Genomic DNA, 18263 nt, shown 5'->3' on the forward strand with positions numbered 1-18263 from the left:
GCGCTGGTTTCAGCGACCAGCCACCTTCATGTGCTCGATCAGCACCGAGCCGCACTGCTTGGCGCTGCGCGGCAGGGCATCCTTGCCAATGGCGACGATGCTGCGGAACATCTCTCGCAGGTTGCCGGCAATGGTCACCTCCTCGACCGCATGCTTGATGCGGCCTTTTTCCACCCAGAAGCCTGCCGCGCCGCGCGAGTAGTCGCCCGTTACGTAATTCACGCCGTGGCCGAGGAGTTCGGTCACGAGCAGACCCCGGTCCATTTGCCGGATCAGGCTGGCGAGATCGTGCTCCCCGGGGTGCACGATCAGGTTGTGGGAGCCGCCGGCGTTGCCGGTGGTCTGCATGCCCAGCTTGCGGGCGGAGTACGCGGACAGGAAATACCCTTCCAGCACGCCGTCGCGGACCACCTCGCGGTCACGGGTGGCGACGCCGTCGCTGTCGAAGGGGCTGGAGCCGAATGCCTTGCGCAGGTGAGGGCGCTCGGAGATGTTTACCGTTGCCGGAAAAAGCGGCTGGCCGAGGCTGTCGAGCAGGAAGCTTGCCTTGCGGTAGAGCGCGCCGCCGCTGGCTGCCTGCACGAAATTGCCCACCAGAGACACCGCGAGCGGTGCCTCGAAGATCACCGGTACCTCGCAGGTGCGGATCTTCTTCGCGCCCAGGCGAGCGAGCGCTCGCTCGCCGGCCACCCGGCCGATCTCTTCGGGCGACAGCAATTCGGCGGGGTCGCGGCGGGCGTCGTACCAGAACTCGCGCTGCATGCCGTCGCCCTCTCCGGCGATCACCGAGCAGGACAGGCCGTGGCGTGTGGTGGCGTAGCCGCCCACGAACCCGTGGCTGTTGGCCGAAACGAAATGCGACTGCTGGATCGATGTGTTCGCGCCTTCGGAGTTGGTGATCTTCGGGCTCACCGCGAAGGCCGATTCCTCGCAGCGGCGCGCGAGTTCGATCGCTTCCGCGACGTCGATCGCCCAGGGATGGAAGAGGTCGAGGTCCGGAAGCTTCTTCGTGCGTGCCATCAGCGCTGCATCGGCCAGCCCTGCGCAGGGGTCGGGGGCCGTGAAGCGGGCGATCGAGATGGCTGCCTCGACTGTGGCCTTGAGTGCCTTCTTCGAGAAATCGGAGGTGCTCGCGTAGCCGCGTTGCTGACCGAGATAGACGGTGACGCCGACGCCCTTGTCGCGGTTGTACTCGATCGTGTCGACTTCGCTCCGACGGACCGCAACGGACTGGCCGAAGCCCTCCGAGACGTCGGTCTCGCAGGCCGATGCGCCGAGCTTCTTCGCGTGCTTCAGGATGTCGCCGGCGATCTCCGCGAGATGTGCCTGCGAGAAGGAAAAGCCTTGACTGGACATGGAGGGGTCGTCTGCGTGCAAAGGCTATAATCTTAACCCGATCAAGCCAGCCCCCCACGCACGCAATGCGCTCAGAATCGCGCCGCCACGGCCAAGCAGAACCCGAATCCGAAGACGACTTCCTTGAACCGCCGAGCAAGAGCAGCCGCAAGCGCGAGATGCAGGCGCTGCAGGACCTCGGCGAGCAGCTTGTTGCGCTCTCGCCCGAGCGACTCAAGAAAGTGCCGCTGCCTGAAACCCTGTACGAGGCCATCCGCGCTGCGCAGGGCTTCAAGATGGAAGCCCGCCGCCGCCAGTTGCAGTACATCGGCAAGCTCATGCGCAAGATCGACCCCGAGCCCATCCAGGCCCAGCTGGAGATCTTCGCCGGCAACTCGGCTGCCGAAGTGGCGAAGATGCACCGTCTCGAGCGCCTGCGAGAGCAACTGCTGGCAGACGAGCAGACCATCGGTACCATCGCCGAGACCTGGCCCGAGGCCGACCTGCAGTACCTGCGCACCCTGCGCCGCAATGCGCTCAAGGAGCGCGAGGCAGCGAAGCCGCCCAAGTCCTTCCGTGAGATTTTCCGTGTGCTGCGTGATCTGCAGGCGGCACAGGAGGCCGCCGAGGAAGAACTCGCCGTGCTCGGGCTGCCGATGGGCGACGATGTCGACGAGGATGCACCGCCACAGGCATGAACAATGCGGCTGACTGCCGCGCAGGGTGCCGCACAGACCTTCAGGCACAAGAACCACGGAGAGCGATTCCATGAGTGAACACATCCGCATCGGCCTGGTGTCGATCAGCGACCGCGCCTCGGACGGCACGTACGAAGACCAGGGCATCCCAGCGCTGAAGGACTGGCTGGGGAGGGCGCTCACCTCGCCGTGGGCAGCCGAGACCCGCCTGATCCCCGACGAGCGGGCGCGGATCGAGCGCACCCTCGTCGAGCTCGTCGACGATGTTGGTTGCCATCTGGTGCTCACCACCGGCGGCACCGGCCCGGCGGTACGCGACGTGACGCCCGAAGCGACCCTTGCCATCGGTGACAAGGAGATGCCCGGCTTCGGCGAGGAGATGCGCCGCATCAGCCTCAACTTCGTGCCCACTGCCATCCTGTCGCGCCAGGTCGCGGTGATCCGCGGCAAGTGCCTGATCATCAACCTTCCGGGCCAGCCCAAGTCGATCCGCGAGACGCTCGAGGGCGTGCGTGATGCCGACGGCAGCGTGCGTCATGTTGGCATCTTTGCCGCGGTGCCCTACTGCATCGACCTCGTTGGCGGCCCGTACATCGAGACGGATGGCGCAGTGATCAAGGCGTTCCGCCCCAAGCACGCAATTCGGCCGAAGCAGGCCTGAAGACGGTGAACACGCCGACCGAACTGTTCTGGGAAGAGGTGACCGAAGACGGCGGCGTGCGTGCTTGCAGCGCACGCTGGCGCTCCGAAAGCGGCCAGGCGCCGCCACGCCGCGTGGTGGTCGCGGATGACACCACCAAGGCTGACACAGCCTGGCGGCTGGCCTGTGAGGGCACTGCGCTGCTGTGGCGCGGCGACTATCACAACGCCCGCCAGTTGCTGCAGGCCATGGCGCGCCGCGCCGACGCCCGCCCGCGCAAGCAGGGCAAGGCAGGCAAGCGGGGCAAGCAGCCTGTTTCGCCTGCGCAGGCCTTCCACCTCCACCGCATGGCACAGGCGCAGCGCGCACGCACGCTGGGCATGCTGTTGATTCCCTTCGAGGTCGGTGGGCGCATTCCGCTGCGGCGTGCGCCCGAGGTGCTTGAGGTCGTCGCCGAGGCCGTGTCCGGCACGCCCGATGGGGATCTGGCGGCGGCGCCCTTCGTAATGTCGCTGCGCGAACTGCTCGGTCTCGTCGGTGCGCACGAGTGGCGGCGCAAGGGCGTGGACATCCCGCTGCTCGGTGCGCGGATCCACCCCTGGTATGGCGTGTATTCGCCGATCCGCGGTGAGTACCTCGACCTGATCGCGCGCGCGCGCCTGCCCGCGAAGACGCAAGCCTTCGACATCGGCACCGGCACCGGCGTCATCGCCGCGCTGCTCGCGCGCCGCGGGGTGTCGCGCGTGGTGGCCACCGACGTGTCGCCGCGCGCGCTGGGCTGCGCGCAGGAGAACCTCGCCCGCCTCGGCCTGCTGGCGGAGGCTGCGCAGCAGGACAGCCCCTGCGGTGCGGATTCGAGCACGACCTCTGCGGCCCATCAAGCGCCCACGGGTCGCATCGAGTTGCTGCTGACCGATCTCTTTCCGCCCGGTCGGGCGCCGCTGGTGGTGTGCAACCCGCCCTGGGTGCCGGCCAAGCCGAGCGCTGCGATCGAACACGCTGTCTACGACCCCGACAGTCGCATGCTGCGCGGTTTCCTCGCCGGTTTGGCGGAACACCTCGAGGAGGGCGGGGAGGGCTGGCTGATCCTGTCCGATCTCGCCGAACACCTCGGGCTGCGCAGCCGTGTCGAGCTCCTGGGCTGGATAGACGCTGCCGGATTGCGCGTGCTCGGCCGCGAGGACATCCGTCCGCGCCACCGCAAGGTGGCCGACGCCGAAGATCCGCTGCATGCGGCGCGTGCAGCGGAAACGACCTCGCTCTGGCGCTTGGGCGTCGCGGAGCGCTGAACGCGGAATCCGCTCAGCGCACCGCACAGCGGCGCCTTCGCTTCGAGCGACCCTGCGGGAAACGGTTTTCCGTCTTCCCGGGCGCAGATAAATGCCCCCGGAAGCAAGGAAAACCTACTGTCGCGGCACCAGTCGGATCACCTTCTTTTCCAGATGTTTCGCCGTCGGCGGCACCGAGAGCTGCCGCCGACGCTCGACCTCGCGCCACCAGGCGCGCAGACCGAGCAGCACGGCGAGGATGCTCGCATAGAGCAGCGGCTCGCTGATGTCCGCCTTCACCAGCCACCAGAAGTGCACAACCGCGAAGATCGCGACCGCGTAGGTGGAGCGGTGCAGCGACTGCCATCGGCGCCCGCCGAGGCGACGGATGGCAAAGCTGTTCGAGGTGGCGGCGAGCGGGATCATCAGCACGAAAGCCGCGAAGCCGACGGTGATGAAGGGCCGGTCGAGGATGTCGAGTGCAATTGCGTTCACGTCGAAGAACTGGTCCAGCCACAGATAGATCGCGAAGTGGGCCAGTGCATAGGCGAACGCGAACAACCCCAGCATGCGGCGCAGGCGCAGCAGCCAGTGCAGGCCGCTGAGGCGGCGCAGCGGAGTCACCACCAGCGTGATCAGCAGCAGGCGCAAGGCCCACTCGCCCGTGGCGTGGGTGAGCGTCTCGATCGGGTTGGCGCCGAGCGTGTTCGCCTGCCAGCCGAGCGCGAGATGGATCGCGGGCAGCAGGCAGAGGATGAAGATGAGGGTCTTGGCGGCTACGATCAGGCCCGCGGAGGGTGCCTTGAGAGAGAGGGTCATCGCTTGGGTGGAGCGCAGTGCTGCTCAGTAGAATTTTTTCAGGTCCATGCCCTGATACAGGCCGGCGACCTGGTCGGCATAGCCGTTGAACATCTGCGTGGGGCGCTTGCGTACCTCGCCGATCCGGCGCTCGCTGTGCTGGCTCCAGCGCGGGTGGCGCACCTGCGGGTTCACGTTGGAATAGAAGCCATATTCCTGCGGTGCGAACTTGTTCCAGGCGGTGGCCGGCTCCGTTTCGGTGAGGCGGATGGTGACGATGGATTTGGCACTCTTGAATCCGTATTTCCACGGCACGACCAGACGGATCGGTGCACCGTTCTGGTTCGGCAGCACCTCACCATAAAGGCCGACGGAAAGGATGGTCAGCGGATGCAGCGCTTCGTCCAGACGCAAGCCTTCGGTGTAAGGCCAGTCGATGACGTCCGTATTCATCACTTTGGGGTCGTAGTGGGTGACGAATTCGACATACTTCGCGCTGCCCAGCGGTTCCACTTCCTTCAGCAGCGCGGCGAGCGGGAAGCCGACCCAGGGTACCACCATGGACCAGGCCTCGACGCAGCGCAGGCGGTAGATGCGCTCCTCCAGCGGGGCAAGCTTGAGCAGGTCATCGATGTCGAAGTTGCGCGGCTTGCCGACGAGGCCCTCCACGCGCACCGTCCACGGGCGCACCTGCATGCGGTGCGCGTTCGAGGCCGGATCGCCCTTGGCGGTGCCAAACTCGTAGAAGTTGTTGTAGGTCGTCAGCGCATCGTAGGGCGTGGGTTCCTCGGACGTGCTCAGCACCGAGGGCTGGGTGTGCAGCTTCGTCGCGGCGTGGGCCATGCCCGGGATGCCGTGCCACGCGGCTGCGCCCGCGATCAGCCCCGCGCCGCTGCGGGTCAGGAATTCACGCCGGCGTGCGAAAAGGGCCTGTGGGGTGATTTCGGAAGGCAGGATGTCGGCCGGCTTCTTGATCAGCATGGTCGGGGTTCTCCGGGTTGGGGCGTGCGTTTGAAGATGCCGGGCGTCATGCGTCGTGGCGCCGCGTGCAGTGTACGAACAGACGATCGAAACTTCGATCGGTTCATTGCATCATGCCGATAGGGGGCGCGTTGCCCAGTGCCCGCCCGCTTTCCGCTAAAATCGACTTCCCCGCAAAGTTTCGAGCAAAGGCCAAGCATGACCGCCTCCATCAAGGTGCATATCGACGACGTCCGTATCCAGGAGATCAAGGAGCTGGTGCCGCCTGCGCATGTGCTGCGCGAGTTTCCCGCGACCCCGAAGGCCGCGGAAGTCGCGTACGAGGCGCGGCAGGCGATCCATCGCATCCTCTACGGCGCGGACGACCGGCTGCTGGTGGTGATCGGGCCGTGCTCGATCCACGATCCGGAGGCGGCGATCGAGTACGCCAACAAGCTCAAGGCGGAGGCCGAGCGGCTGAGTGGCGATCTGCTCATCGTCATGCGGGTCTACTTCGAGAAGCCGCGCACCACGGTGGGCTGGAAAGGGCTGATCAACGATCCCGGCCTCGATAACAGCTTCCGCATCAACGACGGCGTGCGGTTGGCGCGCAAGCTGCTGTGGGAGATCAACGAGCTTGGCCTGCCGGCGGGCACCGAGTTCCTCGACATGATCACCCCGCAATACATTGGCGACCTGATCTCCTGGGGCGCGATCGGTGCGCGCACCACCGAAAGCCAGGTGCACCGCGAACTCGCATCGGGCCTGTCGTGCCCGGTCGGGTTCAAGAACGGCACCGACGGCAACCTGCGCATCGCGGCCGACGCGATCAAGGCGGCACAGGCGCCGCACCACTTCCTGTCGGTGACCAAGGCCGGTCACTCGGCCATCGTGTCAACGCGCGGCAACGAGGATTGCCACGCGATCCTGCGCGGCGGCAAGGAGCCCAACTTCGACGCGGCCAGTGTCGATACGGCTTCCAAGGCGCTCGCCGAAGCGGGGGTGTGCAACAAGGTCATGGTCGACTTCTCGCATGGCAACAGCCGCAAGCAGCACCGCCTGCAGATCGAGGTCGCGGAGAACGTTGCCGCACAGCTTGCCGAGGGCGAGGACCGCATCATGGGGGTGATGGTCGAGTCGCACCTCAAGGAGGGACGTCAGGACCTGGTGCCGGGCAAGGCGCTCGAGTACGGCAAGAGCATCACCGACGCCTGCATCGGCTGGGAAGACAGCATCGACGTCCTCGAAACGCTTGCCGAGGGCGTGCGCCAGCGTCGCATCAAGCGCGCCGCCGAGTTCTGACCGGCTGCAGCGCCGACGAGCGCTACTGGGGCCTGCCACGTGCAGGCCCTTTCAACTTACGGCGGCCGGTGCCGCGCTCGATCTCCGGCCCGCCTTTCCCCGTACGGCTGCGCGCATGAGAGAACCCACGCGCAAGATCATCCATTGCGACTGCGACTGCTTCTACGCCTCGGTCGAGATGCGCGACGACCCGGCCCTGCGCGGCAGGCCGCTCGCGGTGGGCGGGCGTGCGGAGACGCGCGGCGTGATCGCCACCTGCAACTACGAGGCGCGTGCCTTCGGCGTGCATTCGGCGATGCCCACGGCACGGGCCTTGAAGCTGTGCCCGCAGCTGATCCTGCTACCGCCCGATTTCGATCGCTACCGGGAGGCCTCGCGCCGAATCCTCGCCATCTATCGAGACTACACGCCACTGGTCGAGCCCTTGTCGCTCGACGAGGCTTATCTGGATGTCACCGGCGTGGACCGCTGCCACGGCTCGGCCTCGCTGATGGCCCAGGAAATTCGCGAACGCATCCGCGACGAGGTGGGCATCACCGCCTCGGCCGGCATTGCGCCCAACAAGTTCATCGCCAAGGTGGCGAGCGACTGGAACAAGCCCGACGGACAGTTCGTCGTGCGTCCCCAGGACGTCGACGCCTTCGTAGCCGCGCTGCCGGTGAAGAAGATCTTCGGCGTCGGCAAGGTTACGGCGGCTAAGCTCAATGGGCTCGGCGTGCGCACCTGCGGCGATCTGCGCGCCTGGAGCGCAGCCGACCTGACCCATGCGTTCGGCAGCTTCGGCGCCAGCCTGTACCGGCTGTGCCGCGGTATCGATGAGCGCCCGGTGCAGCCCGATCGCGCGCGCAAGTCGCTGTCAGTGGAGACGACCTACACGCCCGACCTGCGCGATCTGCCCGCCTGCCGTGCCGCGCTGCTGGAACTGCTCGCCGATTTCAGCCGCCGCTTCGAGCGCGCGCGCGACCGACCGCCGGTACACAAGGCTTTCGTGAAGGTGCGTTTTGCGGATTTCAGCCGTACCACGGCCGAGTGCGTGAGCAGTGCCCCGGACGAGACCACATGGCTGCGGCTGCTCGACGAGGCGCATGCGCGGGGTGCGATGCCCGTCCGGCTGCTGGGCGTGGGGGTGCGCTTCGGCGAGCGGGCCGAGGGAGGCACCGATGTGCTGCAGGGTTCGCTGTTCGAATCCTGAGCGCGCGGACCTCCCGGCTGGTGTGGCCGCGCGGCCGGGATCGGGTTTGCTCAGGCGTTCTTGCGCTTCTGCCATAGCACGTCGCCGCGCCCGCCGGCACGGTTGAGCACGCGGCCGAGCACGAAAAGTAGATCGGAAAGGCGGTTGAGGTACTGGCGCGGAGCGTCATTGACGGCCTCTTCCAGCGCCAGCGCGACCAGTGCGCGCTCGGCGCGGCGGCACACCGTGCGGGCGTGGTGGGCATAGGCCGCGGCACGGGTGCCGCCGGGCAGGATGAAGTCCTTGAGCGGCTCGAGGTCCTCGTTGAAGCGGTCGAGCTCTTCTTCCAGGTGGGTCACCTGCTTGTCGGTGATCATGCTCATGCCCGGGATGCACACCTCGCCGCCGAGGTCGAACAGGTCGTGCTGCACGTCTGTGAGTAGGGCACGCACGTCCTCGGGCAACTCCTCGCACAGCAGCAGGCCGACGATGGCGTTCGTCTCGTCGACCTCGCCCAGCGCGTGGATGCGCAGGCTGTTCTTGGAGACGCGCTTGCCGTCGCCCAGGCCAGTGGTGCCGGCGTCGCCGGTGCGGGTGTAGATCTTGGAGAGGCGGTTACCCATGGTGTGCTCGTGTCCCGTTGTTGGTTGACGTTCGCGTCAATTATAGGCGAAGGCTGGCGCTCCGCGGGGCGGCAATTGGTGCGCTTAAGCTCATGATAAACTTGCGCATTCGCCTGCAGCCAGGGCATCCCGTCCAGAAAACACGCAAACTTCCATGAAATCCGCCGAAATCCGCGACGCCTTCCTCAAGTTTTTCGAATCCAAGGGCCACCAGATCGTGGCCTCCAGCTCGCTCGTGCCGCACGAGGACCCGACGCTGCTGTTCACCAACGCCGGCATGAACCAGTTCAAGGACGTGTTCCTCGGCTTCGACAAGCGCGCCTACACCCGCGCCACCACCTCGCAGAAGTGCGTGCGCGCCGGCGGCAAGCACAACGACCTCGAGAACGTCGGCTACACCGCGCGCCATCACACCTTCTTCGAGATGCTGGGCAACTTCAGCTTCGGCGACTACTTCAAGCGCGACGCGATTTCGTACGCCTGGGAACTGCTCACCGAGGTCTTCAAGCTGCCCAAGGACAAGCTCTGGGTCACGGTGTACGCCGAGGATGACGAGGCCTACGACATCTGGACCAAGGAAGTCGGCGTACCGGCGGAGCGGGTGATCCGCATCGGCGACAACAAGGGCGCGCGCTACGCCTCGGACAACTTCTGGATGATGGGCGACACCGGCCCCTGCGGCCCGTGCACCGAGATCTTCTACGACCACGGTGAGCACATCTGGGGCGGCCCCCCGGGATCGCCCGAGGAAGACGGCGACCGCTACATCGAGATCTGGAACAACGTGTTCATGCAGTTCAACCGCGACGAGCTGGGTGTGATGCATCCGCTGCCCAAGCCCTCCGTCGATACCGGCATGGGCCTCGAGCGCATTTCGGCGGTGCTGCAGCACGTGCATGCCAACTACGAGATCGACCTCTTCCAGGCGCTGATCAAGGCCGCGGCGCGTGAAACCTCGGCCGCCGACATGGACTCGCCCTCGCTGAAGGTACTCGCCGACCACATCCGCGCCTGTTCCTTCCTGATCGCCGACGGCGTGATCCCGGGCAACGAAGGCCGCGGCTACGTATTGCGCCGCATCATCCGCCGCGCCATCCGCCACGGCTACAAGCTCGGCGCGCGCGCCGCCTTCTTCCACAAGATGGTGCCCGACCTGGTCGCCGAGATGGGCAGCGCCTATCCCGAACTCAAGGATGGCGAGCGCCGCATCATGGACGTGCTGCGCCAGGAAGAGGAGCGCTTCTTCGCCACCATCGAGAACGGCATGGCGATCGTCGAGGCCGAGCTCGCCGCGATGGAGAAGGCGGGTAACAAGGTCTTCGACGGCGACACCGCCTTCAAGCTCCACGACACCTACGGCTTCCCGCTCGACCTCACCGCCGACATCTGCCGCGAGCGCGATGTGACCGTGGACGCCGCCGCCTTCGATGCTGCGATGGCGCGTCAGAAGGAGCAGGCGCGTGCCGCCGGCAAGTTCAAGATGGCCGCCAATCTGGAGTACGACGGCCCCGAGACCACCTTCCACGGCTACTCCGCACTCGAGGAGAAGGGCAACATCCTCGCCCTGTACAAGGACGGCGCGCCGGTCAATGAGCTGCTGGAGGGCGAGATGGGTGTGGTCGTGCTCGACCACACGCCGTTCTACGCCGAGTCCGGCGGCCAGGTCGGCGACCGCGGCGAGTTGCGTGGCGCCGCGGGCATCTTCGGGGTGGAGGACACCCAGAAGATCCAGGCCGCGGTGTTCGGCCATCATGGCGTGGTGCGTACCGGCAGGCTTTCGGTGGGGCAGGGCGTGGCCGCCCGGGTGGACGTCGCTGCCCGTGCCGCCACTGCGCGCAATCACTCGGTCACCCACATCATGCACAAGGCCTTGCGCGAGGTGCTCGGCGCCCACGTGCAGCAGAAGGGCTCGCTGGTCGATCCGGACAAGACCCGCTTCGACTTCGCCCACACCGCGCCGATGAGCGCCGAGGAAATCCGCGAGGTCGAGGAGATCGTCAACCGCGAGGTCCTCGCCAACAGTGCGACGCAGGCCGAGGTCATGGCGCTGGAAGCGGCACAGAAGTCCGGCGCGATGATGCTGTTCGGCGAGAAGTACGCCGACGAGGTGCGCGTGCTGTCGATCGGCACCTCCAAGGAGCTGTGCGGCGGCACCCATGTCACGCGCACCGGAGACATCGGCCTGTTCAAGATCGTCGCCGAGGGCGGTGTCGCCGCCGGCATCCGCCGCGTCGAAGCGATTACCGGCGAGAACGCGCTGCGCTACGCCCAGGAGCAGGAGCGTCGCGTGCAGGGCATGTCGGCGCTGCTCAAGGTGCAGCCCGACGAGGTCGCCGAGCGTGTCGCCGGCATCCTCGACAACGTGCGCGCGCTCGAGAAGGAGCTTGCGCGCCTCAAGGGCAAGCTCGCCGCCAGCCAGGGTGACGAGCTGGTGAGCCAGGCGGTCGAAGTGGGTGGCCTCAAGGTGCTCGCCGCCGTGCTCGAGGGCGCCGACGTGCCCACCCTGCGCGACACCATGGACAAGCTCAAGGACAAGCTCAAGTCGGCTGCGATCGTGCTGGCGAGCGTGGGCGAGGGCAAGGTCAGCCTGATCGCCGGCGTTACCGCCGACCAGACCGGCAAGGTCAAGGCCGGCGAGCTGGTCAATTTCGTCGCGCAGCAGGTCGGCGGCAAGGGCGGCGGCCGCCCCGACATGGCCCAGGCCGGTGGCACCCAGCCGGAGAACCTGCCGGCGGCGCTGGCGGGGGTGAAGGACTGGGTGGCCGGGAAGCTGTAAGCGAAGCCTCGCCAATACCCGCGGGCAGTGCGATCACTGCCTGCGGTAGACGTCTAGGGCGCCGACTTGCGCGTGTGCGCCGCTGGTCCGGCGTGTTCCTCGGCTGCCGAGCCCGTCCAATCATCCGGAGGTCCCCGTGTCCCGACTCCTGTTCGTAGTGGCCTTTCTCCATCTGCCTGGCGCCCTCGCCGCAGGACCACAATCAGTGACCCTGCCCTCGGGCGTCACCGTCGAGACCTACCGCGTGGGGGAGAGCGGCTCGCCGCCGACGCTGGCGGACGTGGTGCGCGTGCACTACCAGGGCACGCTCGCCGACGGCAAGGAGTTCGACAGCTCCTACAGCCGTGGCCGCCCGGCCGAGCTGCCGCTCGAAGCGCTGATCCCATGCTGGAAGGAAGTGCTGCAGCAGATGAAGCCGGGTGGCGCTGTGCGCATCGTGTGCCCGCCCGAAACCGCCTATGGCAGCCGCGGCGTGGAGGGGAAGATCCCGCCGGAGGCCACGCTCAACTTCGTCATCGAACTGCTCGAGGTCAAGCGCTGAGTCGCGCGACGCAGGCACGAGCGGGGGGCTTCGTCTCATGACCCCGGCGCTTTCGGCTTATGCCGCCCTCTTCACCGCGATCGTGCTCGAGGTGATCGGCACCACGCTGTTGCAGAAGTCGGCGCAATTCACCCGCCTGTGGCCGACGCTTGGGATGGCGGCGTGCTATCTTGGCGCATTCTGGTTCCTGTCGCTGACGCTGCGCACGGTCCCGGTGGGGCTGGCGTACGCGATCTGGAGCGGGCTGGGCATCGTACTGATCTCGTTGATCGGCTGGCGGGTGTTCGGTCAGGCGCTCGACCCGCCGGCGATGATCGGAATCGGGCTGATCATCGCCGGCGTGGTGGTGATCAATCTGTTCTCGAAATCGATGCCGCACTGAGCTCGGACGCTGTGTCACGGGCTTGCCGCAGCGCAGCCAGCTCGGCGCGGATCGCGCGCAGTTCGGCGAGCACCGCGTCGTGGTCCACGCTCACCAACTCGCGTGTCTGTTCCTGCTCGGCATGTTCGGCCGCGCTCATCGCGTCCACCACGATGGCGATGAAGAGGTTGAGCACTGCGAAGGTGGTGAGCAGGATGAAGAGGACGAAGAAGATCCACGCGTAGGGGTAGGTCTCCATCACCGGACGGGCGATGCCCATCGACCACGACTCCAGGGTCATGACCTGGAACAGGGTGTAGAAGGACTCGCCGAGGCTGCCGAACCACTCGGGGAAGCCTGCGCCGAAGAGCTTGGTGGTCATCACGGCGGCGACATAGAACACCAGCAGCAGCAGCGTGAGCACAGAGCCCATGCCGGGGATGGCCTTGAGCAGTGCATTGACCACCTTGCGCATCGAGGGCACCACCGACACCAGGCGCAGCGCGCGCAGGATGCGCAGCGAGCGCAGCACCTGGAGGCCTTCTCCGGTAGGGGCGAGCGTGACTGCGACGATGGTGAAGTCGAACACGTTCCAGCCACTGCGGAAGAAGCGCAGACGGTAGACAAAGAGCTTGAGTGCGAGCTCGACGACGAAGATCGCCAGCGCCGTACGGTCGAGCGCGAGCAGCAGACCGCCCGCCTTCTGCATGGCGGAGGACGAGGTTTCGAGTCCGAGTGTGATCGCGTTGACGACGATCACCGCGATGATGAAGCGCTGGAAGGCGGAGGATTCGACAAGGCGTTGGAGGCTTGCGGTCATTTCAAGTCCCGGGTGTGTGGTTTGAGGGGGAGAGTAGGATGGAATTGCGGAGCCTCGCAGGCGGGGAACGGCTGCTTGCCAGCCTCCGTCCTGCCCCGGCTGCCGGGGCGTGTCAGCGCGTGCGTGCGAGGGGCGCTGATTTCGCCTTGCGGGCCGTGTACCACAAGCTGGCGAACATCGAGCAGGCGAGGATGGTGGCCACGACCGACAGCGACACCAGTACCGGGATCTTGAACCAGTCGACGATCAGCATCTTGGTGCCGATGAAGACCAGGATCGCGGCCAGGCCGTACTTGAGCAGCTCGAAGCGGTCGCCGAGGTCGGCGAGCAGAAAGTACATTGCGCGCAGGCCGAGGATGGCGAACAGGTTCGAGGTCAGCACGATGAAGGGGTCGGTGGTGATCGCGAAGATCGCAGGGATGCTGTCGACCGCGAAGATCACGTCGGAGATCTCGACCAGCACCAGGGCGAGGAAGAGCGGCGTCATCTTGCGCATGCCGTCGCGCATCACGAAGAAGTGCTCGCCCTCCAGCTTCTCTGTGATCGGGTAGTGGTTTCGGATCCAGCGAATGAAGGGGTTCTTGTTCAGATCCGGGTCGTGCTCGGAGAACCAGGCCATCTTGATGCCGGTGGCGATCAGGAAGGCACCGAAGATGTAAAGGACCCAGTGGAACTCGCTGATCAACCAGCTTCCGGCGAAGATCATGATGGTGCGCAGCACGATCGCGCCGACGATGCCGTATAGCAGCACGCGGCGCTGCAGTTCGAGCGGCACCGCGAAGAAGCTGAAGATCATCATCCATACGAAGACGTTGTCGACCGCGAGCGATTTCTCGACCAGATAGCCGGTGACGAAAGCGAGCGTCTGTTCGTTGGCGAACGCACGCCCGGCGCTGCCGTCGAGGTGCCACCACAGCCCGGCGGCGAACAGCATTGCCACCGTCACCCAGGCGATCGACCAGCCTGCCGCCTCCTTCAGCGACACGCGGTGCTGCTTGCCGCCGCCGAAGGCGAACAGGTCGACAAGCAGCATCGTCACCACAATGGCGGCAAAGGCCGCCCACAACCACCACGTTCCGATCGATTCCACCGCGCACTCCGCACAAAGAACGAAAAGGGCCTGCTCCCGAAGGACACAGACCCTTGCGCGCTGTGATGCACGGACCTTGCCCTAGGGCAAGGTCTTGCTTGCAACGGATTCGATCGTTGCCCTCGGCACCGGGAGACGATCTTGCGACCGGTCTGCCGTGATGACGATGCCGAGGCGAAAAAGCTACTCCCCTTGATGGGGCGCGAGTGTGTCTGGTGCACCACGGCAAAGTCAAGGGGGTTTGCGAACGCTCGCGGGGCCGCCTGGTCGACACCTGCCCGGGGCTCGGGCATGATCGCCGGCGTCCGGCGCCGTTCCCATTTCCCCACAGGCACTCTGCGCCCTCATTTCAATCGACCAGAACTCATGGAAATCGTCTTCCTCGTTGCGCTCATCGTCCTCAACGGCGTCTTCGCCATGTCCGAGATCGCGCTGGTAACTGCGCGCCGGGCACGGCTGGCACGCCTGGCGGAGGACGGTGACGGCTCGGCTGCGGTGGCAATCAAGCTCGGTGAGGATCCAACCCGATTCCTGTCGACGATCCAGATCGGTATCACATCGATCGGTATTCTCAATGGTATCGTCGGTGAAGCAGCGCTCGCCGGCCCGCTCGCCGACTGGTTGCAGGGGGCGGGCATGGAACAGCGGGTGAGCGAGATCGGCTCGACCGTGCTGGTCGTGGTGGTGATCACCTACGTCTCGATCGTGGTCGGCGAGTTGGTGCCCAAGCGTATCGGGCAACTCAACCCGGAGGGCATCGCCCGCCTGGTAGCGCGGCCGATGAGCCTTCTGTCGGCGGCTTCGCGACCTTTCGTCTGGCTGCTTTCCGGCTCGACCGCGTTGATGCTGCGCCTGATGGGGCAGCGCGAAAGCGGCGGCCCGAGTGTCACCGAAGAGGAGATTCACGCCATGCTGGTCGAAGGCTCAGAGGCGGGCGTGATCGAGAAGAGCGAGCACGACATGGTACGCAACGTGTTCCGCCTCGACGACCGGCAGATCGGATCGCTGATGGTGCCGCGCGCCGACATCGTCGCCCTCGACGTTGAGCGTCCGCTTGCGGAAAACCTCGAACTGGTCGCGGCGGTGTCCTTCTCGAGCTTCCCCGTGTGCCGCGGCGGTCTCGATGACATCCTGGGCATCGCCAGCACCAAGCAACTCTTCAACCAGTCGCTGTGCGGCCGACCGATCGACCTGATGCGCGACCTGCTGCCTGCCGTCTACGTGCCCGAATCGCTCACCGGCATGGAACTCCTCGATCAGTTTCGTGCTTCGGGCACCTATTCGGTGTTCGTCATCGACGAGTACGGCGAGATCCAGGGCATGGTCACGCTGCACGACGTGATCGAGTCGGTGACCGGTGAGTTCCTGCCGCAGGGCAACGAGGAAGAGGCCTGGGCGGTGCAGCGTGAGGATGGTTCCTGGCTGCTCGAGGGGCTGATCCCGATCGTCGAACTGAAGGACCGGCTCGGCATCCGGACGGTGCCGGAAGAGGAGAAGGGGCGCTACCACACACTGTCGGGCATGGTCATGTGGTTGCTCGGGCGCGTGCCCAACACGGGCGACATCGCTACCTGGGAGAACTGGCGCTTCGAGGTGGTCGACCTCGACGGCAAGCGCATCGACAAGGTGCTGGCGACCGCGCTGCCGGCGGCACCCGAAGAGCAGGCGAACGCAGCGTCGCCGCTCGAGGGGGGCGAGGCGGCATGATCGACCAGGTCGCCGAAAAAGTCGCTCGCCGCGTCATCCTCGCGTTCGTGCTCGGCGGCCTGTTGCTGCTGAGCTATGCGGTGCTGCACATGTTCATCGTTCCAGTGGCGTGGGCGGTAATCATCGCCTTCGCGACCTGGCCGGCCTATCGGCGCCTGCGTGCGGCCATGCCGCGCTATCCGACCTCGAGCGCGCTGCTGATGACGCTGCTGCTGAGCACTGCCTTCGTGCTGCCGGCGCTGTGGATCGGCATGCTGCTGCAGAGCGAGCTGGCGCTGGCGATCGCTGCGATGACGGCACAGATCAAGCAGGGTGCGCTGGTTCTGCCGGAGTTCGTTCGCACCCTGCCGTGGGTGGGGGATGCGCTGCAGGGCCTGCTCGACGAGCTCACCCACGACCCCGAAGCACTCAAGGCGCAACTGACCGACTGGGTGCGGCGCGGCAGCGATCAGGTCGTGGCGCTGATCGGCGACGTCGGTCGCAACGCAGCCAAGCTGGGCTTCGCGCTCATCACGGTGTTCTTCCTGTATCGCGATGGCGACCGCGTGCTGTCCCAGGTGCATGGGGTGCTGCGCCATTTCCTCGGCGAGCGTGTCGATTCCTACCTGGGCGCGGTCGGCGGCATGACCAAGGCCGTGGTCTGGGGGCTGATCGTGACCGCGATCGGCCAGGGTTTCGTTGCGGGCCTGGGGTACTGGTGGGCGGGCGTGGCGGCGCCGGTGCTGCTCGGCGCGGTGACCGCGGTGATCGCGATGGTGCCCTTCGGCACGCCCTTCGCGTGGGGCTCGATCGGCATCTGGCTGCTGGTGACCGGGAACACGGTCGAGGGTGTGGGCCTGCTGCTGTGGGGTGCGCTGGTGGTGAGCTGGGTGGACAACCTCATCCGCCCGCTGGTGATCAGCAGCGCGACGCGCATTCCCTTCCTGCTCGTGATGTTCGGGGTGCTCGGCGGACTGGCAGCGTTCGGGCTGGTCGGGCTGTTCCTCGGCCCGGTCGTGCTCGCGGTGCTGATGGCGGTGTGGCGCGAGTGGATTGAGGAGTCGGAGTTCGGGCAGCTGACCGGCGTGCAGCCGCCCGCGGTCGAGGACACGGGCGGGGAGCAGGCGCCGCGCTGAGCGATGGCCCGCCCGGGCGCCGGCTCAGGCGCCGTACTTGCGTACCAGCGTGTCGTGCAGGGCGACGAATTCCTGTGCGAGCTTGTGCTTCGGGTCGAGGTGGATCATCGGCTTGGCCTGTTCGTGCGATTCCTTGATCTTCACCGAAGCCGACAGGTAGGGCTGCAGCACCGGCAGGCCTTCGTCGATCAACTCCTGCACCACCTTCTGCGGCAGGCTTGCGCGGGGCTGGAACTGGTTGACCACGATGCCCTCGATCTCGAGCTTGCGGTTGTGGTCGGAGCGGATCTCCTGCACGTTCTCGAGCAGCGAATACAACGCCCTGCGCGAGAATTCGTCGCAATCGAAGGGGATCAGGCAGGCATCGGCCGCGATCAGCGCCGAGCGCGTGAAGAAGTTCAGCGCCGGCGGGGTGTCGATGTACACGCAGTCGAAATCTTGCGCTAGTTCTTCCAGGGCATCGCGCAGCTTGTAGATCTTGTAGCGCGATTCGAGCTTGCCTTGCAGTTCCTCGAGCTGGGGGTGCGAGGGCATCACGTGCAGGTGCTCGAACGGGCTGGCGACGATGAATTCTTCGGTGTCGCGCGGGTTGAGCTTGAAGTTCAGCGTCTGGTCGAAGAAGTCGGCGAGCGTCGCTTGCAGATCCTCGCCGCTGGCGCCGAGCAGATACTGCGTGGAGTTGCCTTGCGGGTCGAGATCGACGACGAGGGTGCGCTTGCCCTGCTGGGCGCTGATTGCCGCCAGGTTGCAGGTGATCGTGGATTTGCCGACCCCGCCCTTCTGATTGAACACCACTCGACGCATGCGTTTCTCCCCGTTATGGCTGCGGTTTCGGCCTGGCGCCGCAACCGCAGCCCGCATTCTGCCAAAACATGGGGCGCTCGGGGGGCGCGGAAAATGCCTCGCCGATATGCGGCAGTGCACATGAGCCCTGCCCAAGGGGGTGCCGCTGCGGTAAACTTTCGCGACGTCAATCGAGGCCGTTCCCGCGCTCGGGGTTTCAAGACCCCCCGGATGCGAACAACAACAAGCAAGCCTTGCGAACATCCCGAACGATG

17 protein-coding genes are annotated in these 18263 nt (G+C 66.2%); 10 read left to right on the plus strand and 7 right to left on the minus strand.

The annotated features are described in order from the left end of the window. Positions 1-9: 9 nt before the first annotated feature. Entirely contained in the window at positions 10-1356 is a 1347-nt protein-coding gene (gene pmbA / locus ACNKW1_RS12755; RefSeq protein WP_418364969.1) for a metalloprotease PmbA, read from the minus strand. Between the two features lie 65 nt (positions 1357-1421). Between pmbA and yjgA the strand changes: the two genes are divergently transcribed. From yjgA to ACNKW1_RS12770, 3 genes are all read left to right on the plus strand, one after another. Beyond that, entirely contained in the window at positions 1422-2033 is a 612-nt protein-coding gene (gene yjgA, locus ACNKW1_RS12760) for a ribosome biogenesis factor YjgA (RefSeq protein ID WP_418364970.1), read from the plus strand. 70 nt (positions 2034-2103) lie between these two features. Next, positions 2104-2694, plus strand: coding sequence for a molybdopterin adenylyltransferase (gene mog, locus ACNKW1_RS12765; RefSeq protein ID WP_418364971.1), 591 nt, complete (start codon positions 2104-2106; stop codon positions 2692-2694). A gap of 5 nt (positions 2695-2699) precedes the next feature. Further along, positions 2700-3962: a methyltransferase gene (locus tag ACNKW1_RS12770; RefSeq protein ID WP_418364972.1), complete on the plus strand. Its 1263-nt coding sequence runs from the start codon at positions 2700-2702 to the stop codon at positions 3960-3962. A gap of 114 nt (positions 3963-4076) precedes the next feature. Here the strand turns inward: ACNKW1_RS12770 and ACNKW1_RS12775 are convergent, their stop codons facing one another. Beyond that, complete coding sequence (locus ACNKW1_RS12775) at positions 4077-4760, minus strand: sulfite oxidase heme-binding subunit YedZ (protein ID WP_418364973.1); 684 nt, start codon at positions 4758-4760, stop codon at positions 4077-4079. A 24-nt stretch (positions 4761-4784) separates the two neighbouring features. Then, positions 4785-5720, minus strand: a complete 936-nt coding sequence (gene msrP / locus ACNKW1_RS12780) for a protein-methionine-sulfoxide reductase catalytic subunit MsrP (RefSeq protein WP_418364974.1) — start codon at positions 5718-5720, stop codon at positions 4785-4787. A 198-nt stretch (positions 5721-5918) separates the two neighbouring features. On the opposite strand from msrP, the gene aroG reads away from it, so the two are divergent. Both aroG and dinB read left to right on the plus strand, forming a co-directional pair. Continuing rightward, the gene (aroG, locus tag ACNKW1_RS12785; RefSeq protein ID WP_418364975.1) at positions 5919-7001 is read left to right on the plus strand and encodes a 3-deoxy-7-phosphoheptulonate synthase AroG; all 1083 of its coding nucleotides are present in this window, start codon (positions 5919-5921) and stop codon (positions 6999-7001) included. Positions 7002-7116: 115 nt separating this feature from the next. Continuing rightward, positions 7117-8193, plus strand: coding sequence for a DNA polymerase IV (dinB, locus tag ACNKW1_RS12790; RefSeq protein WP_418364976.1), 1077 nt, complete (start codon positions 7117-7119; stop codon positions 8191-8193). Between the two features lie 50 nt (positions 8194-8243). Here the strand turns inward: dinB and ACNKW1_RS12795 are convergent, their stop codons facing one another. Next, entirely contained in the window at positions 8244-8795 is a 552-nt protein-coding gene (locus ACNKW1_RS12795; protein ID WP_418364977.1) for a cob(I)yrinic acid a,c-diamide adenosyltransferase, read from the minus strand. A gap of 154 nt (positions 8796-8949) precedes the next feature. Here ACNKW1_RS12795 and alaS point away from each other — a divergent pair, with 154 nt between their 5' ends. The 3 genes from alaS to ACNKW1_RS12810 all read left to right on the plus strand — a co-directional run bounded on the left by alaS (position 8950) and on the right by ACNKW1_RS12810 (position 12494). After that, positions 8950-11571 carry an alanine--tRNA ligase gene (gene alaS / locus ACNKW1_RS12800; RefSeq protein WP_418364978.1) on the plus strand — a complete coding sequence of 874 codons (2622 nt, stop codon included), beginning with the start codon at positions 8950-8952 and terminating at the stop codon, positions 11569-11571. Between the two features lie 136 nt (positions 11572-11707). Then, the gene (locus ACNKW1_RS12805) at positions 11708-12112 is read left to right on the plus strand and encodes an FKBP-type peptidyl-prolyl cis-trans isomerase (protein WP_418364979.1); all 405 of its coding nucleotides are present in this window, start codon (positions 11708-11710) and stop codon (positions 12110-12112) included. A gap of 37 nt (positions 12113-12149) precedes the next feature. Continuing rightward, positions 12150-12494: an SMR family transporter gene (locus ACNKW1_RS12810; protein ID WP_418364980.1), complete on the plus strand. Its 345-nt coding sequence runs from the start codon at positions 12150-12152 to the stop codon at positions 12492-12494. On the opposite strand, the gene ACNKW1_RS12815 is transcribed toward ACNKW1_RS12810, so the two are convergent. Further along, positions 12463-13293 (minus strand): ion transporter, encoded by an 831-nt coding sequence (locus tag ACNKW1_RS12815; protein WP_418364981.1) that lies wholly within the window; start codon positions 13291-13293, stop codon positions 12463-12465. The genes ACNKW1_RS12810 and ACNKW1_RS12815 overlap by 32 nt on opposite strands. A 112-nt stretch (positions 13294-13405) precedes the next feature. Beyond that, entirely contained in the window at positions 13406-14383 is a 978-nt protein-coding gene (locus ACNKW1_RS12820; RefSeq protein WP_418364982.1) for a TerC family protein, read from the minus strand. Between the two features lie 366 nt (positions 14384-14749). On the opposite strand from ACNKW1_RS12820, the gene ACNKW1_RS12825 reads away from it, so the two are divergent. Beyond that, on the plus strand, positions 14750-16090 hold the full coding sequence (locus tag ACNKW1_RS12825; RefSeq protein WP_418364983.1) for a hemolysin family protein: 1341 nt from the start codon (positions 14750-14752) through the stop codon (positions 16088-16090). Next, positions 16087-17205 (plus strand): AI-2E family transporter, encoded by a 1119-nt coding sequence (locus tag ACNKW1_RS12830; protein WP_418364984.1) that lies wholly within the window; start codon positions 16087-16089, stop codon positions 17203-17205. The genes ACNKW1_RS12825 and ACNKW1_RS12830 overlap by 4 nt, the downstream gene beginning before the upstream one ends. Positions 17206-17229: 24 nt before the next feature. On the opposite strand, the gene ACNKW1_RS12835 is transcribed toward ACNKW1_RS12830, so the two are convergent. Beyond that, the gene (locus ACNKW1_RS12835; protein ID WP_418364985.1) at positions 17230-18009 is read right to left on the minus strand and encodes a ParA family protein; all 780 of its coding nucleotides are present in this window, start codon (positions 18007-18009) and stop codon (positions 17230-17232) included. Positions 18010-18263: the final 254 nt, after the last annotated feature.

Origin of the sequence: Thauera sp. WH-2, assembly GCF_048321015.1 — a bacterium.
In the GTDB taxonomy this organism is placed as follows: Bacteria; Pseudomonadota; Gammaproteobacteria; order Burkholderiales; family Rhodocyclaceae; genus Thauera.